We start from the raw sequence: 26154 nt of genomic DNA, 5'->3' as shown, positions 1-26154 counted from the left end.
GTGCGCGAACGGGTGACCGGCCTACCGGTCGGGCTCGGGGTCCTTGAGCCAGTTGATGAGTTCGGTGGAGAAGCCGATCGGATCCTCCTCCTGCGGGAAGTGCCCGACACCGTCGAAAAGTCGCCACCGGTAGGGCGCCTCGACGTACTCGCCCGACCCGGCCGAACTCCGCGTACGGACCGCCGGATCGAGCGAACCGTGCAGGTGCAGCGTGGGCACCCGGACCGGACGCTTCATCCGCCGGTTGAACTGGATGCCGTCCGGACGCGCCATCGAGCGGACCATCCAGCGGTACGGCTCGATCGAGCAGTGGGCGGTGGAGGGGATGCTCATGGCCCGGCGGTAGACGTCCAGGGTCTCCTCGTCGGGGAAGTCCGGGGTGCGCGGGCCCGCCCAGTCCTGGATGAGGCCCCCCACCAGGGCGGAGTCGTCCGCGAGGAGCTGCCGCTCCGGCAGCCACGGGCGCTGGAAGCCCCAGACGTACGAACCGGCCCGCGACTGGGCGAAGTCGGAGAGCATCGAGGAGCGCCAGCGGCGCGGGTGCGGCATGGAGGAGACGACGAGCCGGCGGACCAGCTTGGGCCGCATCACGGCGGCCGTCCAGGCGAGGTAGCCGCCGAGGTCGTGGCCGACCAGGGCCGCGTCGGGCTCGCCGAGGGAGCGGATCACGCCGGTGACGTCGAGGGCCAGGTTGGCGGGGTCGTAACCGCGGGGTGTGCGGTCGCTGCCGCCCACCCCGCGCAGGTCCATCGCGACCGCCCGGAAGCCCGCGTCGGCGAGCGCGGGCAGCTGGTGACGCCAGGTCCACCAGAACTGCGGGAAGCCGTGCAGCAGGAGCACCAGCGGCCCCTCGCCCATCTCCGCGATGTGGAACCGCGCACCGTTGGCCGCCACGTCGCGGTGGGTCCAGGGGCCGTCGAGGCGCACCGGCCCCCCGGTGGCGGCGGTCCGGCCCGCCGGGGCCGGCGGGGCGGCCGAACCCTCCGGGTCCACCGGACCCGCCGGGCCGAATGCGCTGGAATCGGGAACCGTCATGTGGACGAGCGTGCCACAGCGGCGGCCTCGTCCTTACCGGAGCCGACACCGGAGCCGCCCTCGACGCTCTTCTTCGCCAGGCTGCTGCCGGAGCGCTCGATGATCGCGTCGGCCGCGATGGACGCGCGCGGGTGCGGCTTGGCGTTCTGCAGAACGGCGGCGGTCTGCTTGGCGGAGGCGATGGACTTCTCCGGCGGCTTGACCTTCTTGAACTTCCGGATGCCCAGGAACGCCAGCAGCAGGCCCAGCGCGATGAACGCCCCGCCCACGATCAGGAACGACCAGGCCAGCCCCAGGCCCAGGTTGTGGATGCCGTACGCCGCGGCGAAGCTCAGCACCGGGATCGAGAAGAGCACCAGCACGCCCGCGACGACGAACGCGATGCTGCCGATCACCCCGCGCTTGACGTCCTGCCGCACCTCCGCCTTGGCCAGGGCGATCTCGTCGTGCACCAGTGCGGACATCTCGGCCGTCGCCGAGGCGACCAGCTGCCCGATGCTGCGGTCCGCACTGCCCACGTAGTTGCCGGGGTCGCTCATCCCTGACTCCCTCTCCGTCTTCGACACATCCGATGTCAGATCATGCCGGACTGTTCGGCTCGTTGCGCGCTGCCCCCGCCCGCTCTTCGGCGATACGGCGGTGTTCGGCCGCCTTGTTCTCGTGGATGGCGGCCATCCGCAGGTGATACTCCGGATCGTCCTGCTCGTAGATGTCGGGTACCCCGGATCCGTCCTCGTCCAGCTCCTCGGCCTCGTACAACTCCTTGTACTTGCGTACCCGGAGCTTGAGCAGGACGCAGGCAAGCAGGGCAGCCGTCAGTGAGCCGAGCAGCACGGCGGCCTTGATCTCGTTGATCATTTCCGGATCGCCCTCGAAGGCGAGCTCGCCGATGAGCAGTGAGACGGTGAACCCGATACCGGCGAGCGAGGCGAGTGCCAGGACATCGGCCCAGGCCAGATCCTTGTTCAGCTCCGCCTTCGTGAAGCGGGCGGCGAGGTAGGTGCCGCCGAAGATGCCGACGGTCTTGCCGACGACGAGGCCGAGGACGACGCCGAGCGTCTCGGGCCGGGTGAAGACGCCGGCCAGCGCCTCCCCGTTCAGTGCGACCCCGGCCGAGAACAGGGCGAACAGCGGTACGGCGACCCCGGCCGAAAGCGGGCGGACCAGGTGCTCGATGTGCTCGCCGGGGGAGTGCTTCTCGCCCTCGCGCCGGGTGCAGCGCAGCATCAGGCCCATCGTGACACCGGCGATGGTGGCGTGGATGCCGCTGTTGTACATCAGGCCCCAGATGACCAGGGCGAGCGGAACGTAGATGTACCAGCCCCGGACGTCGAAGCGGAGCAGCAGGTAGAAGACGGCGAGACCGATGACGGCTCCGCCGAGCGCCGGGAAGTTGAGGTCCGAGGTGAAGAACACCGCGATGATCAGGATCGCGAAAAGGTCGTCGACGACGGCCAGGGTGAGCAGGAAGGCCCGCAGCGCGGAGGGCAGCGAGGTGCCGATCACCGCGAGGACGGCGAGCGCGAAGGCGATGTCGGTGGCCGTCGGGACCGCCCAGCCGTCCGTCGAGCCGCCGCCGACGACCACGGTGAGGTAGTAGACGAGGGCGGGCACGGCCATGCCGCACAGGGCTGCCACCACGGGGAGGGCCGCGGCCTTCGGATCGCGGAGTTCGCCCGCGACCAGTTCGCGCTTGAGTTCGACACCGGCGACGAAGAAGAAGACGGCGAGCAGTCCGTCAGCCGCCCAGTGCGCGACGGAGAGGTCCAGGCCGAGGGCGCCAGGGCCGAAGTGGAAGTGGCTGACCGTCTCGTACGAGCCGCCGAAGGTGTTGGCCCAGACGAGTGCGGCGACCGCCGCCACCAGCAGGAGCACACCGCCGACCGTCTCGGTACGGAGCGCCTCCGCCACGTAGTTCCGCTCGGGGAGCGAGAGCCTGCCGAGCAGTGGGCGGCGCGGCGGGGTGGGGGTGGGCGTGTTGGGCGGTGCCACGAGAGGGACCTCCAGGTCGGGGCGGCGTGAGGGCATGACTGACCGATGTGCCGACCAGACTTCCCGGCGCCCCTGTGGAGATGTCCTCTGGAGTTGTTGATGAGGCTCCTACTCTACCGGGGGCATGAAGAGCGGGATCTTAATAGGTGATCTTCAGACTAAATGTCCGATGGGCATCCGGCGCGTTGCCGGATGCCCATCGGAGCCGTACTCATGCGTCTGTTCTGTGCTGTCGGCCCTCGCCGCGGTCCGTCCTCGTAACCGTCAGTCCTCGGACGAGGAGGACGGCAGCTGGGTGGTGATCAGGTCCATCACCGAGGAGTCGGTCAGCGTCGTGACATCGCCCAGCTCGCGGTTCTCGGCGACATCGCGCAGCAGCCGGCGCATGATCTTGCCGGAGCGGGTCTTCGGCAGCTCGGCGACCGGCAGCACCCGCTTGGGCTTCGCGATCGGGCCGAGCGTCGCGCCGACGTGGTTGCGCAGCTCCGCGACCAGCTCGTCGGAGGCGGTCGCCGTACCGCGCAGGATCACGAACGCCACGATGGCCTGGCCGGTCGTCTCGTCGGTGGCGCCGACCACGGCGGCCTCGGCGACCGACGGGTGGGAGACGAGGGCGGACTCGACCTCGGTGGTCGAGATGTTGTGCCCGGAGACGAGCATGACGTCGTCGACCCGGCCGAGCAGCCAGATGTCGCCTTCCTCGTCCTTCTTGGCGCCGTCGCCCGCGAAGTACTTGCCCTCGAAGCGCGACCAGTAGGTGTCGATGAAGCGCTGGTCGTCGCCCCAGACGGTGCGGAGCATGGACGGCCACGGCTCGGTGAGGACGAGGTAGCCGCCCCCGCCGTCCGGCACCTCGTTGGCCTCGTCGTCCACGACGGTGGCGGAGATGCCCGGCAGTGCGCGCTGGGCGCTTCCCGGCTTCGTCTCCGTCACACCGGGCAGCGGCGAGATCATCATCGCGCCGGTCTCGGTCTGCCACCAGGTGTCCACGATCGGGCACTTGTCGGCGCCGATGTTCTTCCGATACCACATCCACGCCTCGGGGTTGATCGGCTCACCGACCGAACCGAGGACCCGGAGGCTGCTCAGGTCGAACTTCGCGGGGATGTCGTCGCCCCACTTCATGAACGTACGGATCGCCGTCGGCGCGGTGTAGAGGATCGTGACGCCGTACTTCTGCACGATCTCCCAGAACCGGCCCTGGTGCGGGGTGTCGGGCGTGCCCTCGTACATGACCTGCGTCGCGCCGTTGGCCAGCGGCCCGTAGACGATGTACGAGTGCCCGGTCACCCAGCCGATGTCGGCGGTGCACCAGTAGACGTCGGTCTCCGGTTTGAGGTCGAAGACCGCGTGGTGCGTGTACGAGGCCTGCGTGAGGTAGCCGCCGGAGGTGTGCAGGATGCCCTTCGGCTTACCCGTGGTGCCCGAGGTGTAGAGGATGAAGAGCGGCTGCTCCGCCTCGAAGGCCTCGGGGGTGTGCTCGGCCGACTGGCGGGCGGTGATCTCGTGCCACCAGACGTCGCGGCCCTCGGTCCACGCGGTGTCCTGACCCGTGCGGCGGACGACGAGGACGTGCTCGACGTTCTCGAAGCGGGAGACGGCGTCGTCGACGGCGGGCTTGAGCGCGGACGGCTTGCCGCGGCGGTAGCCGCCGTCGGCCGTGATGACGACCTTGGCGTCCGCGTCCTTGATCCGGGCGGCGATGGCGTCGGCCGAGAAGCCGCCGAAGACCACGGAGTGCGCGGCGCCGATCCGGGCGCAGGCCAGCATCGCGACGGCGGCCTCGGGGATCATCGGCAGGTAGACGGCGACCCGGTCGCCCTTGCCGACGCCCAGCTCGGTCAGCGCGTTGGCGGCCCGGGAGACCTCGTCCTTCAGCTCCGCGTAGGTGATGGCCCGGCTGTCGCCCGGCTCGCCCTCGAAGTGGATGGCGACCCGGTCGCCGTTGCCCGCCTCGACGTGGCGGTCCACGCAGTTGTACGCGACGTTCAGCTTGCCGTCCGCGAACCACTTCGCGAAGGGCGGGTTGCTCCAGTCGAGGGTCTCGGTCGGCTCGGTGGCCCACGTCAGGCGGCGGGCCTGCTCGGCCCAGAAGCCCAGCCGGTCCGTCGCGGCCTGCTCGTACGCCTCTGCGGTGACGTTGGCGTTGGCGGCCAGCTCGGCGGGCGGAGCGAATTTCCGCTCTTCCCGAAGCAGGTTGGCCAGGCTCTCGTTGCTCACGACTTCTCCCAGTCCCAGGGTGTCCGTTGTGTCCCGGGGCATAGCTCATCAGGCGCGAGGCCGGGTGACAAGTGTCTGCCGGGAATTGGTTTAGACCTGTGTCTTCGTGTATGGAGCCATGATCGCGTTCCGCGGTCGAGGGCCGCCGTACGACGCGTGGCGCACGGCAGTTGCGTCCCCGCGGTGCGTGCCGGGGCGCGATGCGGAACGGGGTCACCTTGTTGCACGGGCCCGGGGCTCGCCCGGTTCAGGCCGGAGTCGTTCGGGTCGTTCGGGTCGTTCGGGCTAATTGATAACTCTTATCGGTGAATAAAAAGCTTTTCATTCGGTATGTCGCCCTTTCCTGTGCGGGACCGCGTGCGAATTTGGCCGCGCCGTGTCGGCACTTCAACGCAAATAACCTGCAAGGAAGAGGGTGGGCGGATGATGGCCGCCACGAAGAGGATCGCCTTGGGCGTCATGACCACGGCCTTGGTCGCCGTTCTCGCGGGCTGTTCCGGAGCCGGCTCCGGCTCCGGAGGTGCCGCCGCGTCCGGGGGGCCGGGAGCCGACGCGGAGAAGGGCGCCCACGGCGCCAAGGAGAACCCTCCGGCCGCCGCCCCGAAGAACGCGGTCAAGCTCATCGGGGACGGATCCACCGCCTTCACCGGGGCCCAGCCGAAGATCCCGGCCGCCAAGCGACTTGCGCCCGGCGAGAAGCCGCCGCAGTTCGTGGTGTTCTCCTGGGACGGCGCCGGAGAGGACAGCCAGAAGCTCTTCTCGCACTTCCGCGGTGTGGCCAAGAAGTACAACGCCAACATGACGTACTTCCTCAGCGGCGTGTACCTGCTGCCGGAGGACAAGAAGGACCTCTACAACCCGCCCCAGCATGCGCCGGGCCGTTCCGACATCGGCTTCAACGACACCGAGGGCATCCGCGACACCCTCGCCGAGGTTCGTGCCGCCTGGCAGGACGGCAACGAGATCGGCACCCACTTCAACGGCCACTTCTGCGGCGCGGACGGCGGCGTCGGGACCTGGTCCGTCGATGAGTGGAAGAGCGAGATCAGCCAGGCGAAAGCTTTCGTCAAGAGCTGGAAGACCAACACCCCGGAGTTGAAGGACGAGGCCCCGCTGCCCTTCGACTACGACAAGGAACTGATCGGCGCCCGCACCCCCTGCCTCGAAGGCCAGAAGAACATGGTCGCCGCCGCCCGGACCATGGGCTTCCGTTACGACTCCAGCGGCGTCGGCAACCAGGTCTGGCCCCAGAAGAAGGACGGGGTCTGGGACATTCCGCTCCAGCTCGTCCCGATGCCCGGCCGCGCCTTCGAGACGCTCTCGATGGACTACAACTTCATGGTCAACCAGTCCGGCACGGCCACCCAGGGCGACCCCTCCCAGCACGAGTACTGGGGCAACCAGATGCGGGACGGGCTGCTTCAGGCTTTCGACCGCTCGTACAACGGCAACCGGGCGCCGCTGATCATCGGCAACCACTTCGAGTCCTGGAACGGCGGCACCTATATGCGCGCCATCGAGGAGACCATCGCGAAGGTGTGCCCCCAGGAGGGCGTGCGCTGCGTGTCGTTCCGGCAGCTCGCCGACTGGCTGGACGCACAGGACCCGAAGACGCTGGCCAAGCTGACCACGCTCGGCGTCGGCGAGGCGCCCAAGACGGGCTGGTCCTCCTACCTCGGCACCCAGGCGGCCGCCGCCCCGCCCGCGGGCAAGGGCACGGACAATGGCACGGACAAGGACACGGGCAAGGGCACGGACTAGGACGCCGCAGGTTCGGGTCCGGCGGGAGCCGCCGGCCCGAACAACGGCTGAATCACGCCCCAGCGTTCGCCGGCCACTTTCCTCAGTGGCCGGCGAACGCGTCGAACCGAGCACCGAACCCGGAGGCCGGTCGAACGGCGGCCGGTCGAACGGCGGCCGAGGAGCACGAGCCTGCCGAGCGCGGGGCGGTGCACGGGAGGCAGTGGACGAGGGCGGTGAGTGAGGGGCGGTGAACGAGGGGCGCTGATCCGGGTGGTCCCCGCGTGACGTGTCAGGCGGGTGCCGTGACGCCCGCTCCCGCGTATCGCTCGTCGAGCACGAAGGCCGGGTCGACCTGGGCGGCCAGGTCGGCGCCGGTCTTCTCGTTGCCCCAGCTCTCGGCGTTCTTCAGGTGGAAGTGCACCATCTGGCGCGTGTAGCGCTCCCAGTCGCGCAGCCCGTACGAGTCCTCGGCGGCGTCCTGCAGCGCCTGCAGGGCCATCCGGTTGTCGGCCTCCAGCAGCTCGAACCTGGACGGCCGGCCCTTCTCCATCGACCGGACCCAGTCGGAGTGACCGACCCCGATCAACAGGTCGTCGCCGACCTCCGCACGCAGGAACTCCAGGTCGTCCGGGCCCTGCACCTTGTTCCCGACGACCTTCAGGGTGACGCCGAAGTCGCGCGCGTACTCCTTGTACTGGCGGTACACCGACACCCCCTTACGGGTCGGCTCCGCGACCAGGAACGTCATGTCGAAGCGCGTGAACATGCCCGACGCGAACGAGTCCGAGCCTGCCGTCATATCGACCACGACGTAGTCGTCGGGACCGTCGACCAGGTGGTTGAGGCAGAGCTCCACGGCCCCGACCTTGGAGTGGTAGCAGGCCACACCGAGATCGGACTCGGTGAAGGGGCCCGTCGCCATCAGCCGGACATGCCCGTCGTCGAGCCGCACCATACGCGCGCAGGCCTCGAAGATCGGGTTGTCCTCGTGGACCCGCAGCAGCCGGGAGCCGTCGCCGGGCGGAGTCGTCTTGATCATCGTCTCGGCGGAAGCGATACGAGGGTTGGAGCCCCGCAGATAGTCCTTGATGAGCGGGAGGTGCGCGCCCATGGCGGGCAGCGCGGCGGCCTCCGCTTCGTCCAGGCCGAGAGCGGCCCCCAGATGCTGGTTGATATCGGCGTCCACGGCGATGACGTGGGCTTCGTTGGCGGCGAGGTGGCGGATGAAGAGCGAGGACAGCGTGGTCTTTCCGCTGCCGCCCTTCCCGACGAAAGCGATCTTCATGTTCACCTAGGGTAGCGGTTCCGTTGCGGTGTGCTGTCATCGTTCGTGAAGAAGGCCACTTGAGGGTGGACCGGGTGGGGTGGGCGCGTAGCCTCGCTACTTATGAGTACGACTGCCTCAGACCCGCTTGCCGCGCTCGGTTCCCTGCCCGGCGTGCCCGATGCCGTGGACTCCGTGCGGAAGGCCGTCGACCGGGTCTACGGTCACCGCGTCATGCGACGCCGGAGCAATGAGGTCACGGCCGAGGCCGCACTGCGGGGTTCCCGTGGTTCGGCCGCACTGGCCGGTGCCGACTGGAACCTCGAAGAGGTGCGTCGGCGCACCGACTTCAGTGGCGAGGACGAGGCGCGCGTGGTCGGCGCCGCGCTGCGCCTCACCGCGGAGGCGGGGCAACTCCTTTCCATCTGGCGGCAGTCGCCGCTGCGGGTGCTGGCTCGGTTGCATCTGGTGGCGGCCGGTGGGGCCGCCCCCGACGACACGGTGGGGCGTCCGCGCCTGGCGGGTGAATCCGTCGACGAGCCGCTGATCGAGGCGCCGCTGCCCGGGGCCGAGGAGGCCGCCGGGCGACTCGAAGGGCTCTCGCAGCTGATCATCGCGGGTGGCAGTGCCCCCGCCCTGGTCACGGCGGCCGTGGTGCACGGTGAACTGCTGGCACTGCGCCCGTTCGGTTCGCACAACGGTCTGGTGGCCCGGACCGCCGAGCGCATCGTGCTGATCGGCAGCGGACTGGATCCGAAGTCGATCTGCCCGGCCGAGGTGGGGCACGCGGAACAGGGCCGGGCGGCCTATGTCGCGGCGTTCGAGGGCTACACGGCCGGAACCCCGGAGGGCATGGCCGCCTGGATCGCCCACTGCGGGCGCTCGGTCGAACTGGGTGTGCGCGAATCGACCGCGGTGTGCGAGGCGCTCCAGCGCGGCGCGGCCTGAGGGCGCGAAGCGGCGCGGGACAGGGCGGGCGTCGCGGGAAGTCGATTCCCGGGCGGTCGGCATGGCCGACGAGTGAAAGCCCGGAGCAAGGGTTGCGGCGGTATCGGTGTGCGATACCGCCGCTGGCACGTCCGCCCAGTTACCAAGCGTCCTCGTAAATTGCCCATCAGGTCGGGTGCTTTGCCCGTCACCTGGTGCGGCTGGCCCGTAATCGACGGGTCGACGTCGCGTGGGTGCTCGACTTTCGTGCGCGGTCCGTGGGGCCGTACTGCGTTACAGGTCATCCTCACGGATGTCCTTGGTCTCGCGGGCCGTTAACCCCTTTGTACTCCAGGTCCAGGGGAAGGGAAAGCCCTGGCCTCGCTTCTTTACTTTTAGGTTCAATCACGGGCGAATCGGGTGCCCGGTGCGAGTACCTGGTTCAGGCACCTGGTGCGGGTGCCTGAACCGGTCCAGGTGATTGGTCGAGGGAATCCAGGAAGGGACCGGTCGGGGTGCTCGGTCGATGGGATCGGCCGAGGCCGCCCCGGTGGGAGCGTCTTGCTCCACCGGGCCCTGCTCCACCCTGGTCTGGCCCACCCCGATCGGGTTCACCCCGGCAGAGCGGCGCCGGCGGTGGTGCGCCGACGGCTGGCGTACCAGACCAGCCCCGCGGTGACGGCTGCCGCGCCGACCGCGGCCGCCGCCACGAGGGCGGGGCGGGGCGGCATCGAGAATGCGGGCAGGCGCTGCTTGAGTCGGACCGGGCGGTTGAAGACGAGAATCGGCCACTCGCGAAGGGTCGCTTCGCGGCGCAGCGCGCGGTCGGGGTTGACCGCGTGCGGGTGGCCGACCGACTCCAGCATCGGTACATCGGTCGCCGAGTCGCTGTAGGCGTAGCAGCGCGAAAGGTCGTACCCCTCCGAGACCGCGAGCGCCTTCACGGCCTCGGCCTTGGTCGGTCCGTAGGCGTAGTACTCGACCTCGCCCGTGAAGCAGCCGTCGTCGCCGACGACCATGCGCGTGGCGACGACACGGTCGGCTCCCAGCAACTCGCCGATGGGTTCGACTACTTCGGCGCCCGAGGTCGAGACGATGACCACATCGCGACCTGCTGCGTGGTGTTCTTCGATGAGGGTGGCGGCCTCGTCGTAGATGATCGGGTCGATCAGGTCGTGCAGGGTCTCGGCGACGATCTCCTTGACCTGCTGGACGTTCCACCCCTTGCAGAGGGCGGAGAGATATTCACGCATCCGCTCCATCTGGTCGTGATCGGCGCCCCCGGCGAGGAACACGAACTGTGCGTACGCAGTGCGCAGTACAGCGCGGCGGTTGATCAGTCCGCCTTGGTAGAAGGACTTGCTGAAGGTCAGCGTCGAAGACTTCGCAATGACCGTCTTGTCCAGGTCAAAGAAGGCTGCTGTGCGCGGCGAGAAGCAGTTTTCCACAACGCTGAGCATAGGGGCCCACCATTCGGCGTAAACTCCGGCGCGTGGGTTTGCCTGAGAAGGCCCTCGGGTACACCATGGAAGTCACGGATCGTTCGCGACCGTGCTAACCCGGTCCGACTCCTCCCCCCCCCGAGTCGGCCGTGGGGACGACCCCCGCTCTCCCCCCCGGCGGGGGTCGTCGCATGTCCGGACGCGTTATAGGGGCGGCAATCACCTGAGTCTCCTGTCTGGCCGGCATCGGCCCGATCGTGCGAGCCGGGTGTCGCGCGACTCGTCTCGTCACAGTGTGTAGCCAAGGGGCTGCACTCCGGAAGTCGCTGGTTTGGGTTACGGAGTTATTCACAACCCCGGGGTTGTCCACAGCTTTCCACCAAGATCCACATGTTTTTCCGCGGTGCTGCACGTTGATTCCACCCGCGAAGTCCGCGGGTGCCGGAATCGCGCATCTCGGAAACGCTCCGAGAACGCCGCGAACCGCACTGAAGGGGCAGTGGGAAGGGGGCGGAGATCGTGACTGGATCCCTCGCAGGAGAAGGAGCGGCAGTCACCGAGGGGCGGCGGGGAGGCCCGCTGATCGTGACGGAGGACGTGGAGCTGCTCGACGATCTGCTGCGGCTGTGCGCGGCGGCCGGAGCCGAGCCGGAGGTTCATCACGGGCCGCCCGGACGTCGTGGCGGCTGGGAGCGAGCTCCGATGGTGCTGGTGGGAGATGACGCCGCCGCGCGATGTCGGGGCGCCGGCCGCAGGAAGGGGGTGATGCTGGTCGGTCGGGACCAGGACGACCCTGACGTGTGGCGCCGGGCGGTGGAGATCGGGGCCGAATATGTGCTGCGACTGCCCGATTCCGAAGGCTGGCTCGTCGATCAGATCGCCAACGCGGCCGAAGGCGTGGGGCGGCCCGCGCTCACCGTCGGCGTGATGGGCGGACGGGGCGGCTCCGGCGCATCGACGCTGGCCTGTGCCCTCGCCGTGAGTGCGGCGAGGTCCGGTCGACGGACGATGCTGATCGACGCCGACCCCTTGGGCGGTGGGATCGACGTCCTGCTCGGCGGTGAACGGGCCGAAGGCATGCGGTGGCCGGATTTCGCGCAGTCGAAAGGGCGACTCGGCGGCGGAGCCCTTGAGGACTCGCTGCCCGCGCTTCACGGGCTGCGAGTGCTGAGCTGGGGGCGGGACGACGAAGTGGTGATCCCGCCGCAGGCGATGCGAGCCGTGCTCGCCGCCGCGCGCCGACTCGGCGGAGTGGTGGTCGTGGACCTCCCACGCCGGGTCGACGAGGGGGTTGCGGAGGCCTTGGCCCAACTCGACCTCGGCCTGCTCGTGGTGCCGGGTGAACTGCGCGCGGTCGCGGCGGCCAAGCGCGTCGCGTCCACGGCCGGAATGGTCCTGGACGACCTGCGGGTGGTGCCCCGGGGCCCGTATGCGTCAGGTCTGGACGGGCAGTGGGTGGCCCAGGCCATCGGCCTCCCGCTCGTCGGTGAACTCCCTTGGGAATCAGGCCTTCTGGTCTCCCAGGACGACGGCACTCCGCCCGGCGGCAGTGCCCGGGGCCCGCTGGCCCGGTTCTGTTCGGCCTTCTGGGAACAGGTGGCTGCGGTCGGCGGAACGAGCCCCCTGGCTGGCCCGCCCGGGGGAGGCACGGCATGACGGACGAGCTGCTCGACGCCGTACGCCAGCGGCTGGCACGCAGTGGCGTTGCTCCCACCCCGGCCGGAGTGGCCGCCGCTCTACGGGCCCAGGGGCGTCTGCTGGGGGACGCCGAGGTGCTCGGAGCCGCGGCAGAGCTGCGGGGTGAACTCGTCGGCACGGGAGTGCTGGAGCCGTTGCTCGCGGATCCGGAGGTGACCGATGTGCTGGTGTCCGCACCGGACCGCGTGTGGGTGGACCGGGGCGGTGGCCTCCAGCTGACCGGCGTCACCTTCTCGGACGCGGCGGCGATCCGGCGGCTGGCCCAGCGTCTCGCCGCGGTGGCCGGCAGAAGGCTGGACGACGCACGGCCATGGGTGGACGCCCGACTGCCCGACGGCACCCGGATGCACGCCGTGCTGCCCCCGGTGGCGGTCGGCTCGACCTGTCTCTCCCTTCGTGTGGTGCGACCACGGGCCTTCTCGCTGGCGGAGTTGGTGGACGCGGGCACGGTGCCGCCCGGCGGTGACCGGATCCTGCGGGCCCTCGTGGAAGCGCGGATCTCCTATGTGATCAGTGGCGGCACGGGGGCGGGCAACCCGGAACATGGGGTAAGACACCGCTACTGGAAACCGTGCCGAGATGGACGGGCGAGACGCGCTTTCATCGCTCTGACCTGCATGTTTGTGGCTCTGATTGCAGCCCCTCGTGCGCGCCTTCGATTCCAAGGTTGGGGTACGAAGCGGACACGAAGCAGCCCCCGCCTCGGGTGAGGCAGGGGCTGCGGTTCCGCCGTGGGCTACCCCTGGGCGCGAACGAGCAGGGTGCCGATCTTCCTCGGCCCAGGCGGGGCGGGGATCACGCGGGCGGACACGTCGGTGAAGCCGTGCTCCTCAAGGAGGCCAGCCCACCGGTCAGGCTCGTAGTCCCACCGCTTCACGACCAAGGGGTCCTCATCCTCGGACCGGGTGATGTACGAGGCCTGACACCCGTAGCAGCCCTCGACCGGCGGGCGCTGCGAGAACGCGAACACCCCGCCAGGGCGCAGCCGGCCGCGCACGGCGGGGAGGAGGGCGGCCGGGTCGGTGAACCAGGCGGCGCCGAACACGGAGAACACCGCGTCGAACTGCTCCTCGCCCTCGGTGAGGAAGCGGGTGGCCTCCGCCTGGTGCAGCTCCAGCTTGACGTCGGGCCAGCGGGCCTCGGCAGCCTTGATCTGGGCCATGGACATGTCGACGCCGACGGGGCGCGCGCCAAGCGTGGCGACGTGGGCGAGGTTGCCGCCCTTACCGCACCCCAGGTCGAGGACGTTGGCGCCCGGGGTGATGCTCAGGACTTCCGCGCCGGGCCCGTGGTCGGGGTACTGCGTCCAGTTGAACCAGGTTGTCTCACCCGCCGCGTTCACCGGGCGTCGCTCCGGCTTCTGCTTCGAGTACGTGTCCCACGCCGCGGTCTCGGTCACTGATGCTCCGTTCCTGGGGCCGGCCGCCCGGGGGTCCGGGCGGCCGGCTGAGGGGGTTGCTACTTCTTGCCGCTGTTCGGGCTGTCTGTGCAGCCCGCGTGGCACTGGCTGCAGTCACCCATCTTGGCGGCGTCGGGCCACAGTTCGTGGTCGATTCGGTATCCCGCCGCGGTGATCGCGTCGAGGGTGCGCTGCCGGGCGGCGCCGCTGTCCTCTCCGGTCTGGTTTTCCTCGGTGGGGACGTGGTGGATGAACCGGCCGGCGACGCGCTCGCAGAACTCGGCGTAGTCGACGGTGTGGAGGATGAAGGTGTGCCAGCCGACGTCGACCGCCTTGCTCGGGGAGAGCTCGGCCCCGGGCAGTGCGGCACTGGCGGCGAGGAACGCGGCGGCCTGGCCGATGATGCGGCGCGCGGTGGGCAGGTCAGTGTCGGGGTGGTCCTTGGTGATACGGGCGGCGAGCCGCTCCATCACCTCGGGGGTGACGAGGGTCGCCGGGTCGGTGGTGCCCACGGGTCGCTCTAACGCGATGGTCATGTGCTTCCTCCTGTGGTGGACGGGTGCCCTGTGTGAGGGCGGGCCCGCCCCGGTCGAACGGGGTCCGTGCCGGGGCGGGAGTCTGTGGTGCCGGGCAGGCAGTGGCCGTCGTCGTGGACGACGATCCGTATGTCGGGCATCGTCATGCGGGGGATCCACTGGACGGGGCCGTCGTCGACGACGTGGGAGCACGCCGCGCAGATGCCGCTGCCGCGCGCCGGCTCGTCGTCCCACATGGGGCTCACCGGCATCGGGGGCAGGTGCAGGGCGGGAAGATGTGCGTCTTCTCGACGGTGGTGCTGGGGACGGTCTCGTACTGTTTGACCGGTGTGCGGGTGCCGGTCTCGGTGTCAACGCGGTAGACGTTGATGGTGAGCCCGGGCCGTGGGGTGCCGCTGCCTGTGGTGGTCACGGATTCAAGATGCGCCCGCCACGGAGAGTCGCGCGGCGTCTGTGCAGGTGTCAAACCGGCGTCATACGGGGTGTCATTTCGGTGTCATCCAGCGCGGGTTGGGGCTACCGTGCAGATATGGCCACACCGAACAGCACACTTCGGGCCGTCCGACTCGGCCTGCTCATGTCCCTCGACGACTTCGCCCGCGCGATCCGCGACGCCGGAACCCGCGCAGGCCAGCCCAACGAAGCGAACAAGCGGCTCATCCAGCGGTGGGAATCCGGCGAGACCGCCGCACCCCGCCCCGTGTACGCCCGCGCCCTGGAATCCGTGACCGGGCTGCCCATCGAATCCCTCGGCTTCAACTCGGTGCCCGTCGCCCGGATCTCCGGGGACGGCCACGGCGGGCACGACATGCAGCCCACCGCGTCCCTCGTCCCCGCAGCCCCGCAGAGCGAGCCGCAGCCCGGCCGGCGCAACCACTCGGGGGTGTGGCTGTCCCGCTACGAGTACTTCTCCAGCGGGCGCGACAGCGCGTTCGTCGGGCAGCACTACGTAGTGATCCTCCAGCACGGCAACCGGCTCACCGCCCGTTCCCTGCCCGGCTCGTCAGACAGCCCGCTCACGATGGACCTGGAGATAGACAGTCACGTCGCGACGGGCACCTGGACCGAGCAGACCGCCACCGACGGCTACTACCGGGGCGCCCGCTACCACGGGGCGATCCAGCTCCTCGTTGAGCCGACCGGGCGGCGCATGACCGGCAAATGGGTGGGCTTCGGGAAGGAGTTCGACGTGAACACCGGGCCATGGCAGCTCGTGTTCCAGGACGCGTCGACGAACAAGTCCACCCTGGCCGCGTACAACAAGCGGCCCGGGGCATGACGAAAGGCCCCCACCGCCGAAGCAGTGGGGGCCGAGGTCGTTCATGGGTACTGGCGGCGGGTCGGATCCAGCGCCACCGCGAGCGGACTCGATCCCGCCGGGTCCTCCGGCTGTGACGGTGCGGTCCGCCGGCACATCAGCCCGTCGGGGTCTCCCGGCGGCGGCTGGAGGCTGTACCCGTCGGGGCAGGCGGGGCCCGGCGCACCGTCGCGCCCGTCAGCCCCGTCCTTCCCATTCGCCCCGTCCTTGCCCGCGGGCCCGGCCGGTCCGGCAGGGCCCTGTGGCCCGGCTGGTCCTTGCGGTCCGGGGACGGTGGAGTCCGCGCCCGCGCGCCCGGCAGCACCGGCCGGGCCGGGAGACGGTGTTGCCGCCGCCCCGTCCTCTCCGGCAGGGCCCTGCTCGCCGCGGGCGCCGGGCGGCCCCGGCGGACCGGGGATCGGCACGGGGACTTCAGCCCGGGCGGGCAGATCATCGACCGCTTGCGCCGGGTCCGGGGCGGCCGGGGTCTCGCCGCGCGCCCGGATCTGGGCGCGCAGGGTACGGACGTCCCCGGCCAGCGTGCTGACCGCGTCGCCGCGCCGATCCGCCTCCGTGGCCAGGACCCCGGCCCGGTCCTCGGCCTGGTCGATCTGAAGGAACGCGATCGCGAGGCCGCCGCCGAGCGCGAGGAGCGCCGCCGTAATCCATAGCAGGTACCGGCGCCGGTAGAAGAGGTGCTGTGTCCGTGTCACGGCGTCCCCCCGAGCTGGGTCACCAGCAGCCGCAGCCGCGCGACTTCCAGCTCCAGGGTCGCCGCCCGTGCTTCAGCGGTGGCTTGGTCGGCCTCGGCCTTGTCCCGCTCGGCTGCGAGCCGCGCGGTGAGCGTGTCGTAGCCGGTCATCAAGGTGCCCTCCCGGGACGCTCGTGTGGCGCCCCGGGATCCGTAGATGGCGGCTGCGGCTGCCACCGGCGAGGCCAGCAGTGCACCCAGCGCGGTGAGCATCGCAGCATCCACACGGTCCTCCAGGACGTTCGACGGGCAGGTCAGAGCCCTTGGCCGGGGGTGACCCGGTCAGGCTCGGACGGCCGGTTCGGTACGGCGTAGGTGACACCGAGGGCGCCGAGGACGGCGAGCACCGTGGTGACGGTCTCCCCAGCGGTGAACGTCCCGTCCTGCACGGCGGTGGCCGCGACGCTCGCACCCGCGGCGAGACCGGCGACGAACGCCTTGGCGGCGCTGCTGATCTTCATGGTTACTCCGTTTCCAGGCGCACGGTGACGCCCTCGATGGCGGCCGTGATCCGGGCGATCAGGGCCTCGACGTCGACCGCGTCATCCCGCGAGGCGAGTGCCTGGGCCAGGGTGCGGACCGTCGCGTTGGTCGCGTCGAGCGAGGCCTGCACGGCGCGGATGCGGGCGTGGATGTCGCGGACGTAGCTGTCCGCGGTCCAGTGGGTGTTGCCCTTCGCGGCCGTGGACGGGGACGGCAGGATGCCGTCGGTGGTCCAGATCTTCTTGACGTCGTCGGTGCTCAGCGGCACGTCGGCCTCCTTCGGTGGGTTGGTCTTGCCGGTGGCGCGGGCGACGATCCCCGGGAACACCACCTCGCGGAACTGCTTGATCCGGGCCGGGCCAGGGCACGCGGTGCCCGACGTCGACCACGCGGCGAACATGCTGTGGTAGCCGAACCCGGGGTCACCCGACGTCCGGCAAATCCGCAGCGGGATGCCGTGGTGCCGGTGCGCCCACACTCCGAGCTCGATCAGCTCCTCGACCTGCGACGCGTTCCACGGGTCCGACGCCTTCGAGTTCGACGCGGTCTCCACGGAGATCGCCCCGGTGCCGTCCGACCGCCGGTTCGCCTGCGCGTTGGCGTCGGCCCGTGTCTCGGTGCCGATGTACTGGGCGATGTCCCGCGCCCCGTACCCGATCCCGAAGTGCGATTCGAGGTTGGTGGAGTCGCGCCAGAACTCATAGGTCCTGCGCGCGGTCCAGTTCGCGACGATGCTGTGGACGATGAGCTGCGTCGGCCGGATCGCCTGCTGCTGATCCGACTCGGGTTGCAGCTCCAGTTTCTTGGCACCGGAGTACCAGGCCATCGGACCTCCAGACATGACGAAGCCCCGGCCAGACGGCGCGGGGCGGTGGTGGGTGAGCGGGGTCAGGTGGGCGGCAACTCCAGGAACCCAGTGATCCACAGATTCCCCGACGAGGCCACCAGCGTCGCCGGGTCTACCGGGGTGGTCGACGGGCCGGAGTACAGGTAGATCCGGCTGAGCGCGAGCCCGACCGACGCACCACACCGCAGCCCGGCAGCGGCGTAGTACTCGTCCGGTGTGACCTGCATGCTCGACACCTTCACCGCACCGACCGGGTGCTTGATCTCTAGGTGATCCGGGTGCTGCACCACGGCCGTCACCCCGGAGGGCTCGTGCGCGCTGTCGGCGATCAACTCCCAGCCCGCGCCCTTGTTCCGGATGGCGCAGGAGATCAGCGCCAGCCGGGCACCTGCCGGAGTGAGGACGTGCGTTGCCATTCAGACCACCTCGTGGACGGTTGCGACCAGCGACGTGTACGCGCCGATCAGGTTCATGTTCGTGGGCACCGTCGCGACGAGCTTGAGTGTGTGGGACCCGGCGGCTCCGAGGACAACCCGGTAGTTCTGCCCGGCCGTGACACGGTCAGCGCTGGACCCCGGCCCCTGCTGGAACAGGGCGTACCTGCTCTCGCCGACGCCGTCGACGTTCAGGCGGCCGGACCCCAGCGTGGTCGTGCCCCCGCTGAAATCGAAGTCGAACGACGTCTCGACCACGACGGTGGCGCCCGCCGTCTCGGTCGTGATCGTGATCGTCGCGCCGGGGACGTCGACGTCCGCGGTCCCGGCCCCGATGATGTTGCCGGTGCCGGCCACGTCGTAGGTCTTGGGCTGGAGCCGGTTGAGCTGCCCGGCCGTGACGACCTGGCCCGCGAGGATCGGCATGGTGCCCCCTTTCTAGAGTGCGGCGCGCATCGGGTAGGTGAGGGACAGCGGCGTCCCGGCCGCGTGGCCCTTGGTGATGCCGTTGACAGACCGGGTCACGGTCATGACCTGCGGGGAGAGCACGACGAAGTTGTCGTACCTGATGCTGGGGTTGACGTTGGTGTTGCCGCCGATGCTGATCGACCGGCATCCGATCGACGCAGCCCCCGCCAGGTCGCTGTCGGTGGCCGTGGCCTGCCAACTGGGGGGCTCCGCACCGGCCGGGGCCCACGCGCGCGCCCGCAAGTTGCTGCCCGCCACCTGGAACCGCAACCGCAGACTGGTGCCCGCCACGTGCGTCAGGCTCGTCCGGAACGACGCCAGGCCCGTCTCCGTGCCCGCAACGCGTTTCCGGATCTCCACGTCCACCGTCTGGTCCACGTTGAACGACAGCCTGGCCAGGTACAGATTGTTGCCGTCTCCGTACCGGGCCATCAGAGCCCCAGTCAGCGCAGCTCCGGTCGCCAGGGCCGACGTCTGAATGTCGACCTGGACGTCCACGTCGACCAAGCCGACGTCGATCGACGACCGGCGGGACGACGCGGCAGCAGCGATGAGGTGCACGCCCCGGCCGGACGCCACGCTGTAGTCGGACGAAGAGCCGCCCTCGTTCAGCCAGGTCTGCCCGGTGTCCGCCGACCCCCACCCGGACGCCACCGTCCGCCCGAACTGGTCCTCAACCAGGCCGGTGATCGCGGTCACCGTGGCCTGCTCCCCGCCGGCCGTCACATCGAACGGGAACTCGGACGGGTGGGTGGCGGTGGTAATCCAGTGCGGGCCGCCCGTCACCGCGACCGGCCACGACGTCGCCGACGAACTCACCGTGTCCGCCAACTCAGTGCCGTCCGTGTCCGCCCGGCCCAGCACCGGATCCTCCACCACACCCACCTGCCACGGGCCGGCCGGGGCGCAGTTCATCGCCAGGGCCCAGTCGTACAGGCCGAGACGCTCGGTGTAGCCGTGCATGTGCTGGTCGATCACCCCGGGCGGCAGCCACGGCGGCGGGTTGGCGATGGTGAGCCGGTCCCCGATGTCCATGCCGAGGACGGCGTCGACGAGGTGCGGGGCGGCGTGGAGCCACACGGTGATCGTCGGGTAGCGGGCTTCGTCCCACGTGCCGAGGTGGAGCCGCCACTGGGCGATCCGGGCGGGCTGGTCGTCGGTCGCCAGGCTCAGCGTCACCGACTCGTCATAGATCCCGACCCCGTCCGGAGGCGGCAGTACGGACAGCGGCCCCGTCTCGGCGACCGCACGCCCCGACGACCCGCCGGACCTCGTCACCGTGACGTCGTTGCGCAGGCGCTGGTCGTCCTCGATCGGCTCCAGTGGCGGCGGCACCTCCCCGCGCGCCGTGTAGTCGAGCGCCAGGGCGACGGGCTGGTTGTACAGGGAGGCCCGGTCCCGGTAGACGAGGCCGAGCCGGTCGGCCGGCTCGTACAGGATCCCGCCGTCAGTGTCCGCGGCCTCCTGGATCAGGGACAGAAGCGTGTCCGGGCGCTGCGGGCCGAGCCGCTCAGTGTCCGCAGCGGTGTCACCGTCGATCCACGACAGGTCGATCTGCGCAGCCTCCTCGTTCGCGAGACGCCGCATCCTCGCGATCGCCGACTCCCCGGAGAACCCATGATCCGCACTGGTGTAGGCGGCGGTCGACGCCACCGGCATGACCGCGATGTGCCCGACCTTCAGCCCGGTGATTGACGCACCGAACTGCGTCTCGATCATGGAGACCCGCCCGGTCGTCCCGCTGTACGTGGAGCCGATGCCGCCAGCCGCGCCGCCGATGTTGTACCAGTCGAGCCGCCACGTGACCGTGCCCCCGGACTGGGACACCCAGAAGTAGAACCGCTGCCACCCCTCGAACACGTCGTCACCGATGACCACGCCCTGGTCGACGATGAGGTCACCGGCCGAGTTGTAACCCTGGATGTCGGCGTGGTCCTCACGCTGAACGATGCGCCACCGGCGCACCGTGCCGGTGGTCCGCCACGACAGGAACACCCCGTCCGTCGCGGGCGGGGAGTCGACGGCGTACACCATGTGCACCGACCACTGGGAGGACGACACGGCCGGGGCTGGCACCACGCCGACCATGCGGCCGCCGCCCTCCACCGCCGGGAGCGCGGACGACCCGGCCAGGGTGCTGTCCTGCCCGAACCGAAACCCCGTCACCGTGAGCGGGCCGACCCCCTCGATTGGGGAGTACGCCTGCGTCGCCCCGTCCTCGTCCTCGCACGGCCAGTACGCCAACGGGGAGAACGCCGGGATCCGCCGCCGCAGCGTGGACGACAGGGCTTTCTGCCCCTGGCCGAGGCGGCGGCGGATCCCCGCAGCCTCGATCGGCACCCACACGTCCGCCCCGGACACATCCCACCGGGACGGCCAGGCGCTGATCTCCCCGGTGAACCGGACCTGCCGGTCGGTGATGGCCGCGTCGGGCCCGAGCGTCCACGTGCGGCCCACGGAGTCCACCCACCCGGTGGTCCCCTCCGGCAGGTTGCGCACGTCAAGGTCCGCGACCACGGTCCCGTCGATACCGTCACGTACCTCGGCACGATGGACCCGGCCCTCCACGGGCAGCCACGGCGGGGTGGCCGTGAAAGCGGTGGGTGCCAGGCTCAGCGGAGCTGTGCTGTTGAAGATAGCGATGGGCCCGTCGGCGTCGTAGGAGAACGGGTCCATCATCGGAGTCCACGGCCCGTCCAGGGACTCGGCCCAGTACATGGTCACGGTCCAGCCGCCGGCCCCGTTGTCCACGTCGATCGTGGCCCGGACGGCGGCCCGCCTGGGCAGCGACGGCAGGAGCGCGTTGACGTTGTACCCGTAGACGCCGTCAACGGTGACCTGGAGCTGCAGCCGCCCGTTGATGAGGGTCAGCATGTAGCTGCGCTGGGCGATGGACGAGTCCCACTTCCCCAGCAGGATCTGCGGGGCGACCGTCCACCAGTCGGTGGTCACCTCCACCCGCAGATCCAGGTCCCCCGTGATGTCCAGCGGATCCGCATCCGGGGTGGAAACGTAGGACGAGGTGATGCCCTCCAGCCGGAGGTACGACTCCGGGCCCTGGACGCTGACCCTGATCGGGGTGTTGCGGCCGATCAGCCCGAAGTACGGCGACATCGGATTCCGCGGGGAGTACTTGCCGTGCCGGTTGTTGAGCCTCAGGGTGCACTTGGACGGGCCGGCCTTCGCCGCCTCGTTCTTCGCACCCCGCTCGATCGTGATGGGCTCGCTCTCCCGGACGTCGCCGGTGACGTCGGTCCACGTGCCGCCGATCTGGAACTCTGTGCGCCGGTCCAGAGGGAACACGTGGGTCTCCTTACTGGCCGAAGGCCTCTTGGACGTCGCCGCCCGCCTCGATGCGGACGAGCTCCTGGAGCGCGGTGCGCAGGGCCGAGCTGCCACCGGTGGCGTCGTAGCTGATGCGCACGTGGGCGGCGGCGCCGCTGGTCTTGCTGACGGACGGGGCGCGCACGTCCTGCTGGGTGTTGAGCATCTGTTCCAGGCGGGACAGGGGCAGGACGACTTCGTCCTCCGGGCCTTCGCCGATCATCGCCAGGGTGGCCCCGGTGGTGATGCCCCCGTCGGCGAGCATCGGGATGTTCGGTGTGGACAGGGTCAGCGACGGGATGGAGACGCCCATGATGGAGCCGCCGCCGATGGTGAAGGACAGGTTGTTCCAGCCGCTGATCAGGGAGTTGACCATGCTGCGGAACGACGAGCTGATGCCGTCCCACATGCCCGACGCGGCGGACCGGATCTTCCCCGGGAGGCCACCGATCCAGGACACGACCTGACCGAACCACCCGGCCACCCGGCCAGGAATCGCAGCCAGCCAGCCCACGATTCCCATGACGTCCGAGATGGCCTTGCTGATGTCGGCGACGATCCAGTCCCACGCTGCGGTGGTCTTCTGCACCACCCAGTTCCACACCGCGGCGACAGCGTCTTTGATCCACTGCCAGGCGGCGCCGAGCTTGCCCACAATCCAGTCCCACGCGGCGGCGGTCGCGGCGGCGACCTCGTCCCACTTGAGGATGATCAGGACGATCACGGCAATCAGAGCGATGATCCCGAGGACGATCCACGTCACCGGCGAGGCGAGCATGGCCATGTTCGCGATCCAGACGGCGGCCGCGAACACGCCGAGGGCGAGCGCCAGGCCGAGAACCACGGGGACCAGGAATTCCATCAGCCCCTTGTTCTCCTTCATGAACTCGCTGGCTTTCAGCAGGAGTGGGAGAAGAGCCTCCCCCAGCCCCATGGACAGGGTCCGCATCGCCTGGTCGAGCTGCTGGGCCGGGTCATCCTCCATCGCGCCCTTCAGCGCCTTGGACGAGCCCGCCGCTTTGTCCAGCCCGGACGCTGCTGCGGCTGACGCGGGATCGAGCGCGAACAATGCCTCGCCCATGACGTTCGCCGGATCGCCGAACAGGGCCGCGGCCGCGTTCAGCTTGGTCTGCTCGTCGGATGTGCCGCGCAGGGCGTCCATCGTCATCTGGAGCGCTTCTTCGGCCGAGGCGCCGCCCTTGCCGATCTTCTTGGCGATGGTGTCGGCGGACAGGCCGATGCTGTCGAACGCCTCCTCTACCGGTTTTCCGCCGGCCAGGGCCCGCTCACCGAACTGGCCGATCGCGTCGGCGACCTGGTCCAGGTCCCGGGCGCCTGCGGCGACTGCCTGGCTGATGAGCCCGAAGGATGTCGCACCGTCCAGGCCCACCCGGCGGAACTGGGTGGAGTACTCCTGCACCGTGGGCAGCAGGTCGTCCCGCAGTTCCTTCGGCACGGTACTCATGGCCTTGGTGACGAGGTCGAAGCCTTCAGTGGCATCGGCCACCAGACCGGTCTTGATGAACTTGCCGACGGCGCCGGCCGCGTCGGCGACATCGACGTCGAACCGTTTCGCCAGCGCCAGGGCCGACTTCGACATCTCCTGGACCTCGGTGTCGGTGAGGTCGCCGAGGTCGCTGATGGAGGAGCCCACCGCGGCGACCGAGTCGGTGACGTCCTCCAGCGACCCGCCGAATCCGGCGGCGTAGACGTCCCCGGCAAGGTCACCGGCACGTTCTGCCTCGCCCGCGGTCAGCCCGAGCTGGTCGCGCAGACTGCTGCGGGCTTCACTGATGTCCATGGCGGCGCTCAGCCCCAGGGCCAGAGCACCCCCGGCGGCGGCCCCGGCCAGGGCTGCTGGGCCCTGCATCTTGCCGAGCCGGGACTCAACTTGGCTGGCGCCCTCGTCGACAGCCGAGGCGTCCATACCGATGCGCACGAGGAGCTCGTCAAGGATCGTCACCGCTGCCCGCCCTTCGTCTCGAATCCGGCCTGCAGGCCCTTGACCATTTCCAGGAGCTCACGCCCCGTCTTGCGGGAGCGGGACCACTGGACGAGGTGGTCCTTCAGGCGGGGCAGGCGCCCCTTCTTCATGTGCGGGGCGGCGATGTCCATCCCGAGCCGGGCCGCGAGGACGTCCAACCTGCGGGGCCCGACGGGACCGTAGAGGTTCTGGTAGGCCACCACGCGGATCATCTCCTCGTTGGTGAACCGGTCCAGAACCTCGGCGGGGGTGATGCGCCAGGCCACGGCCAGGTCGTACTGAAGCCTCAGCTCTGGCCGCCGCCGAAATCCTCCTCGGCCGCCTTCACCTTCTGCGTGAAGTCCCGGTCCTCGTCGGACAGATGGCGGACCAGGACGAACAGGCCGCCGACGATCCCGGCCGACCGCTTGGACAGGATCGCGATGCCCTCACGCAGGTCCGGGAAGACGAGCTCGCCGCTGTCCTGGTCGCGCAGGGCCTTGGCGACGATCTCCGCCTTGCGGGAGCGGATCGTCATCTCCACGCCGGACGTCTCGTCCCGGCGGGTCATCTTGGAGAGCTTGTTGTGGTAGTCCTCCCAGTCGCCGGACGGGAGGCCGGTGACGCGGAAGCGGACGCCGGGTGCCCACTCGGGGATTTCCACATCGTCCTGGGCCCGGACGTCGGAGGCCTGCCGGATGAGGTCCTTGAGTGATGCCATGTGCTGGGTCTCCTTGTCAGCCGGTCGCGGTGAGGACGGGCATGCCGCTGATCTTGAAAGTGACGGTGCGCTCGATCTTGTCGTCGGTGGGGTAGGCGTCACCGATCGCGGTGATCAGCGCGGAGAACGCCCAGGTGTGCTCGTCCGCCTCGCCCGGCAGGATGACCAGCTGGTAGTCCCGGAGGTCGTCCTCCTCGAAGTCGGCGTCCAGGGCCTGATGGCTGGTGTTGCCGGGGTCGAAGTTGATGGTGGCCTCGACCTCGCCGCCGTCCTTCAGGCCCTTGATGAACTCCCGGTATTTGTTCGGGGAGTCGTGGGTGGTGACCTCGATGGCCTCCCGTGCGCGGGACGGTCCGCTGAGGTCGGACACGTTCGCGACGACGGCGAAGCTGCCGGCCCCGGTGGTATCCCGCAGCAGCTGCGTACCGAAAGCGTCTTTACCTGGCATGTCAGGCTCCCAGCTTGAGGACGGCGACGGTCACATCGGTGACAGCGTCGTAGGTGATGGAGGCCCGCCCGGTCGCCCCCCTGAAGAGGTTCGTGAGCGGGATGATCCCGGTGTCCCCGGCGGCGACGGTGAGCGTGGCGTCCGCGATGGCGTGCCCGCTGACCGTGCCCGGGGTGGCGATGGTCGCCGTGTGCGGGGAGGCGTCGGCGTTGATGACGGCCAGGAACATTCCGGGGCCGACCGGGGCGGTGTCGCCCCCGCCGGCAGCGGCGGTGGCTTCTGCTGCGAGGTCGGCGATCCCGCCGACGGTGGTGACGGCTGTCTCGGCGAGCGCTGCCATCGGGTGCTCCTTCTGCTGGGGCCGGTCAGGCCGGGGGCTGGGTGGTGACGACGCGGAACCGGATCACGACGTGGCGGATGGTGCCCGGGGGTTCCGGGTCGGTGAGCGTCTGGGAGAACTCGAAGCGGGTGACGATGTGGTCCAGGCCGTCGATCGTGAGGGGCTGGTGGTCCAGCAACGCGACGATCCGGGCCCCGACCTGCTGGGCCCTGGAGTAGCCGCGGTACTGGTCCCACACGTGAAGGGTCACCACGGTCTGCCGCCCGTACCGGTCGTGGGAGTTGTCCGGTACCTCGGTCGCTTCACCGATCACGACGAACGGGTAGGGGACGTCCTCGGGCAGGTAGTCGTAGACCCCGGCGATCAGATCCCCGAGGGGCTCATCGCCGTTCAGCACCGCGTACATGGCCCGCTGGACGGGGCCCATGGTCTCCGGGGCCGTGGTCATCGCATTGCCCTGCGTACGGCTTCGGTCAGCCGCCCCCGGTAGCGGGCACGCTCCGCTTCCAGGGCCGGGCCGAGTGCGGGCTGCGCCGGGGTGCGGCGGGTGCCGACCTCGAGGAACCGGGCGTAGTAGTCCTCCGGGTCGTGCCAGCCCACCAGGGCGTTGAACCCGTCGTTCGCGGGGCGGGAGGCGACTTTCCGCTCGAGGTTGCGGGTGTCCTTCGCGACGTCGCGCCGGGTGTCGGCGGCGACCGCTTCACCGGATTCCTCCACGGCCCTCTTCAGTTCCCGGACGACGTCCTGCGAGAGGTCCTCCAGGCGGGCGCGCAGCCGGGACGCCCCCACGATCTCCACCGTCATGCCAGAGCGGGCCACATC

General features: G+C 69.9%; 27 protein-coding genes and 1 pseudogene. 5 read left to right on the top strand and 23 right to left on the bottom strand.

All coding sequences use genetic code 11. The annotated features are described in order from the left end of the window. Nucleotides 1-21: 21 nt before the first annotated feature. The 4 genes from AC0VY3_RS34045 to acs form a co-directional block, all read right to left on the bottom strand. Entirely contained in the window at nucleotides 22-1035 is a 1014-nt protein-coding gene (locus AC0VY3_RS34045) for an alpha/beta fold hydrolase (protein WP_103508425.1), read from the bottom strand. Continuing rightward, complete coding sequence (locus AC0VY3_RS34040; RefSeq protein WP_103508424.1) at nucleotides 1032-1574, bottom strand: phage holin family protein; 543 nt, start codon at nucleotides 1572-1574, stop codon at nucleotides 1032-1034. The genes AC0VY3_RS34045 and AC0VY3_RS34040 overlap by 4 nt, the downstream gene beginning before the upstream one ends. Before the next feature lie 40 nt (nucleotides 1575-1614). Next, nucleotides 1615-3027 carry a Na+/H+ antiporter NhaA gene (gene nhaA, locus AC0VY3_RS34035; RefSeq protein ID WP_103508436.1) on the bottom strand — a complete coding sequence of 471 codons (1413 nt, stop codon included), beginning with the start codon at nucleotides 3025-3027 and terminating at the stop codon, nucleotides 1615-1617. Nucleotides 3028-3291: 264 nt separating this feature from the next. Beyond that, nucleotides 3292-5289: an acetate--CoA ligase gene (acs, locus tag AC0VY3_RS34030; RefSeq protein WP_103508423.1), complete on the bottom strand. Its 1998-nt coding sequence runs from the start codon at nucleotides 5287-5289 to the stop codon at nucleotides 3292-3294. 381 nt (nucleotides 5290-5670) lie between these two features. Here acs and AC0VY3_RS34025 point away from each other — a divergent pair, with 381 nt between their 5' ends. Then, nucleotides 5671-7008, top strand: coding sequence for a polysaccharide deacetylase family protein (locus tag AC0VY3_RS34025; RefSeq protein WP_475551421.1), 1338 nt, complete (start codon nucleotides 5671-5673; stop codon nucleotides 7006-7008). Nucleotides 7009-7279: 271 nt separating this feature from the next. On the opposite strand, the gene AC0VY3_RS34020 is transcribed toward AC0VY3_RS34025, so the two are convergent. Further along, the gene (locus AC0VY3_RS34020) at nucleotides 7280-8275 is read right to left on the bottom strand and encodes an ATP-binding protein (protein WP_103508608.1); all 996 of its coding nucleotides are present in this window, start codon (nucleotides 8273-8275) and stop codon (nucleotides 7280-7282) included. 102 nt (nucleotides 8276-8377) lie between these two features. On the opposite strand from AC0VY3_RS34020, the gene AC0VY3_RS34015 reads away from it, so the two are divergent. Then, nucleotides 8378-9202: a Fic family protein gene (locus tag AC0VY3_RS34015; RefSeq protein WP_475551420.1), complete on the top strand. Its 825-nt coding sequence runs from the start codon at nucleotides 8378-8380 to the stop codon at nucleotides 9200-9202. Nucleotides 9203-9792: 590 nt separating this feature from the next. On the opposite strand, the gene AC0VY3_RS34010 is transcribed toward AC0VY3_RS34015, so the two are convergent. Then, a complete protein-coding gene (locus AC0VY3_RS34010; RefSeq protein WP_475551419.1) occupies nucleotides 9793-10641 on the bottom strand; it encodes an HAD family hydrolase in 849 nt (282 codons plus the stop codon). A 501-nt stretch (nucleotides 10642-11142) separates the two neighbouring features. Between AC0VY3_RS34010 and ssd the strand changes: the two genes are divergently transcribed. Together ssd and AC0VY3_RS34000 are read left to right on the top strand one after the other, a co-directional pair. Next, nucleotides 11143-12279, top strand: coding sequence for a septum site-determining protein Ssd (gene ssd / locus AC0VY3_RS34005; protein WP_475551418.1), 1137 nt, complete (start codon nucleotides 11143-11145; stop codon nucleotides 12277-12279). Then, a pseudogene (locus AC0VY3_RS34000) lies at nucleotides 12276-12854 on the top strand (ATPase, T2SS/T4P/T4SS family); the annotation flags it as partial. The gene ssd and the pseudogene AC0VY3_RS34000, both read left to right, overlap by 4 nt. A 203-nt stretch (nucleotides 12855-13057) precedes the next feature. Here the strand turns inward: AC0VY3_RS34000 and AC0VY3_RS33995 are convergent. The 3 genes from AC0VY3_RS33995 to AC0VY3_RS33985 form a co-directional block, all read right to left on the bottom strand. Then, complete coding sequence (locus AC0VY3_RS33995; RefSeq protein ID WP_475551417.1) at nucleotides 13058-13720, bottom strand: class I SAM-dependent methyltransferase; 663 nt, start codon at nucleotides 13718-13720, stop codon at nucleotides 13058-13060. A gap of 59 nt (nucleotides 13721-13779) precedes the next feature. Then, nucleotides 13780-14256, bottom strand: coding sequence for a glycine-rich domain-containing protein (locus AC0VY3_RS33990; protein ID WP_475551416.1), 477 nt, complete (start codon nucleotides 14254-14256; stop codon nucleotides 13780-13782). Between the two features lie 241 nt (nucleotides 14257-14497). After that, the gene (locus tag AC0VY3_RS33985; protein ID WP_475551415.1) at nucleotides 14498-14668 is read right to left on the bottom strand and encodes a hypothetical protein; all 171 of its coding nucleotides are present in this window, start codon (nucleotides 14666-14668) and stop codon (nucleotides 14498-14500) included. 117 nt (nucleotides 14669-14785) lie between these two features. Here AC0VY3_RS33985 and AC0VY3_RS33980 point away from each other — a divergent pair, with 117 nt between their 5' ends. Next, on the top strand, nucleotides 14786-15535 hold the full coding sequence (locus tag AC0VY3_RS33980; RefSeq protein ID WP_475551414.1) for an XRE family transcriptional regulator: 750 nt from the start codon (nucleotides 14786-14788) through the stop codon (nucleotides 15533-15535). Between the two features lie 41 nt (nucleotides 15536-15576). On the opposite strand, the gene AC0VY3_RS33975 is transcribed toward AC0VY3_RS33980, so the two are convergent. The 14 genes from AC0VY3_RS33975 to AC0VY3_RS33910 all read right to left on the bottom strand — a co-directional run bounded on the left by AC0VY3_RS33975 (nucleotide 15577) and on the right by AC0VY3_RS33910 (nucleotide 26151). Next, nucleotides 15577-16266 carry a collagen-like domain-containing protein gene (locus AC0VY3_RS33975; RefSeq protein ID WP_475551413.1) on the bottom strand — a complete coding sequence of 230 codons (690 nt, stop codon included), beginning with the start codon at nucleotides 16264-16266 and terminating at the stop codon, nucleotides 15577-15579. After that, entirely contained in the window at nucleotides 16263-16529 is a 267-nt protein-coding gene (locus AC0VY3_RS33970) for a hypothetical protein (RefSeq protein WP_475551412.1), read from the bottom strand. The genes AC0VY3_RS33975 and AC0VY3_RS33970 overlap by 4 nt, the downstream gene beginning before the upstream one ends. A gap of 29 nt (nucleotides 16530-16558) precedes the next feature. Further along, nucleotides 16559-16765, bottom strand: coding sequence for a hypothetical protein (locus tag AC0VY3_RS33965; protein WP_475551411.1), 207 nt, complete (start codon nucleotides 16763-16765; stop codon nucleotides 16559-16561). Nucleotides 16766-16767: 2 nt separating this feature from the next. Continuing rightward, the gene (locus AC0VY3_RS33960) at nucleotides 16768-17613 is read right to left on the bottom strand and encodes a peptidoglycan recognition protein family protein (RefSeq protein ID WP_475551410.1); all 846 of its coding nucleotides are present in this window, start codon (nucleotides 17611-17613) and stop codon (nucleotides 16768-16770) included. 62 nt (nucleotides 17614-17675) lie between these two features. After that, on the bottom strand, nucleotides 17676-18050 hold the full coding sequence (locus AC0VY3_RS33955; protein WP_475551409.1) for a hypothetical protein: 375 nt from the start codon (nucleotides 18048-18050) through the stop codon (nucleotides 17676-17678). Continuing rightward, nucleotides 18051-18494: a hypothetical protein gene (locus tag AC0VY3_RS33950; protein ID WP_475551408.1), complete on the bottom strand. Its 444-nt coding sequence runs from the start codon at nucleotides 18492-18494 to the stop codon at nucleotides 18051-18053. It lies immediately after the preceding gene. A gap of 12 nt (nucleotides 18495-18506) precedes the next feature. Further along, on the bottom strand, nucleotides 18507-21839 hold the full coding sequence (locus AC0VY3_RS33945) for a hypothetical protein (protein ID WP_475551407.1): 3333 nt from the start codon (nucleotides 21837-21839) through the stop codon (nucleotides 18507-18509). A gap of 10 nt (nucleotides 21840-21849) precedes the next feature. Then, nucleotides 21850-23823: a phage tail tape measure protein gene (locus AC0VY3_RS33940; protein ID WP_475551406.1), complete on the bottom strand. Its 1974-nt coding sequence runs from the start codon at nucleotides 23821-23823 to the stop codon at nucleotides 21850-21852. Further along, nucleotides 23820-24110 carry a phage tail assembly protein T gene (locus tag AC0VY3_RS33935; RefSeq protein ID WP_475551405.1) on the bottom strand — a complete coding sequence of 97 codons (291 nt, stop codon included), beginning with the start codon at nucleotides 24108-24110 and terminating at the stop codon, nucleotides 23820-23822. Before AC0VY3_RS33935 ends, AC0VY3_RS33940 begins: the two co-directional genes overlap by 4 nt. A gap of 20 nt (nucleotides 24111-24130) precedes the next feature. Next, nucleotides 24131-24544 (bottom strand): hypothetical protein, encoded by a 414-nt coding sequence (locus AC0VY3_RS33930; RefSeq protein ID WP_475551404.1) that lies wholly within the window; start codon nucleotides 24542-24544, stop codon nucleotides 24131-24133. Nucleotides 24545-24560: 16 nt separating this feature from the next. Then, nucleotides 24561-24992, bottom strand: coding sequence for a phage tail tube protein (locus AC0VY3_RS33925; protein WP_475551403.1), 432 nt, complete (start codon nucleotides 24990-24992; stop codon nucleotides 24561-24563). A gap of 1 nt (nucleotide 24993) precedes the next feature. Continuing rightward, on the bottom strand, nucleotides 24994-25332 hold the full coding sequence (locus tag AC0VY3_RS33920) for a hypothetical protein (RefSeq protein WP_475551402.1): 339 nt from the start codon (nucleotides 25330-25332) through the stop codon (nucleotides 24994-24996). Between the two features lie 25 nt (nucleotides 25333-25357). After that, nucleotides 25358-25780 carry a DUF3168 domain-containing protein gene (locus AC0VY3_RS33915; RefSeq protein WP_475551401.1) on the bottom strand — a complete coding sequence of 141 codons (423 nt, stop codon included), beginning with the start codon at nucleotides 25778-25780 and terminating at the stop codon, nucleotides 25358-25360. Next, on the bottom strand, nucleotides 25777-26151 hold the full coding sequence (locus AC0VY3_RS33910; RefSeq protein WP_475551400.1) for an HK97-gp10 family putative phage morphogenesis protein: 375 nt from the start codon (nucleotides 26149-26151) through the stop codon (nucleotides 25777-25779). Before AC0VY3_RS33910 ends, AC0VY3_RS33915 begins: the two co-directional genes overlap by 4 nt. Between the last annotated feature and the right edge of the window lie 3 nt (nucleotides 26152-26154).

It is taken from the genome of Streptomyces sp. iso_384, from assembly GCF_056172905.1.
This window is presented reverse-complemented; position numbering and strand designations above follow the sequence as displayed.

Coding starts and splice junctions, on each gene's coding strand:
- AC0VY3_RS33980 (WP_475551414.1), top strand. CDS start 14,786: ATGGCCACACCGAACAGCACACTTCGGGCCGTCCGACTCGGCCTGCTC.
- AC0VY3_RS33915 (WP_475551401.1), bottom strand. CDS start 25,780: ATGACCACGGCCCCGGAGACCATGGGCCCCGTCCAGCGGGCCATGTAC.
- AC0VY3_RS34015 (WP_475551420.1), top strand. CDS start 8,378: ATGAGTACGACTGCCTCAGACCCGCTTGCCGCGCTCGGTTCCCTGCCC.
- acs (WP_103508423.1), bottom strand. CDS start 5,289: ATGCCCCGGGACACAACGGACACCCTGGGACTGGGAGAAGTCGTGAGC.
- AC0VY3_RS33950 (WP_475551408.1), bottom strand. CDS start 18,494: ATGCCGATCCTCGCGGGCCAGGTCGTCACGGCCGGGCAGCTCAACCGG.
- AC0VY3_RS34040 (WP_103508424.1), bottom strand. CDS start 1,574: ATGAGCGACCCCGGCAACTACGTGGGCAGTGCGGACCGCAGCATCGGG.
- AC0VY3_RS34020 (WP_103508608.1), bottom strand. CDS start 8,275: ATGAAGATCGCTTTCGTCGGGAAGGGCGGCAGCGGAAAGACCACGCTG.
- AC0VY3_RS33965 (WP_475551411.1), bottom strand. CDS start 16,765: ATGAAGATCAGCAGCGCCGCCAAGGCGTTCGTCGCCGGTCTCGCCGCG.
- AC0VY3_RS34025 (WP_475551421.1), top strand. CDS start 5,671: ATGATGGCCGCCACGAAGAGGATCGCCTTGGGCGTCATGACCACGGCC.
- AC0VY3_RS33990 (WP_475551416.1), bottom strand. CDS start 14,256: ATGACCATCGCGTTAGAGCGACCCGTGGGCACCACCGACCCGGCGACC.
- AC0VY3_RS33920 (WP_475551402.1), bottom strand. CDS start 25,332: ATGGCAGCGCTCGCCGAGACAGCCGTCACCACCGTCGGCGGGATCGCC.
- AC0VY3_RS33925 (WP_475551403.1), bottom strand. CDS start 24,992: ATGCCAGGTAAAGACGCTTTCGGTACGCAGCTGCTGCGGGATACCACC.
- AC0VY3_RS34045 (WP_103508425.1), bottom strand. CDS start 1,035: ATGACGGTTCCCGATTCCAGCGCATTCGGCCCGGCGGGTCCGGTGGAC.
- AC0VY3_RS34010 (WP_475551419.1), bottom strand. CDS start 10,641: ATGCTCAGCGTTGTGGAAAACTGCTTCTCGCCGCGCACAGCAGCCTTC.
- AC0VY3_RS33955 (WP_475551409.1), bottom strand. CDS start 18,050: ATGGCAACGCACGTCCTCACTCCGGCAGGTGCCCGGCTGGCGCTGATC.
- AC0VY3_RS33930 (WP_475551404.1), bottom strand. CDS start 24,544: ATGGCATCACTCAAGGACCTCATCCGGCAGGCCTCCGACGTCCGGGCC.
- AC0VY3_RS33960 (WP_475551410.1), bottom strand. CDS start 17,613: ATGGCCTGGTACTCCGGTGCCAAGAAACTGGAGCTGCAACCCGAGTCG.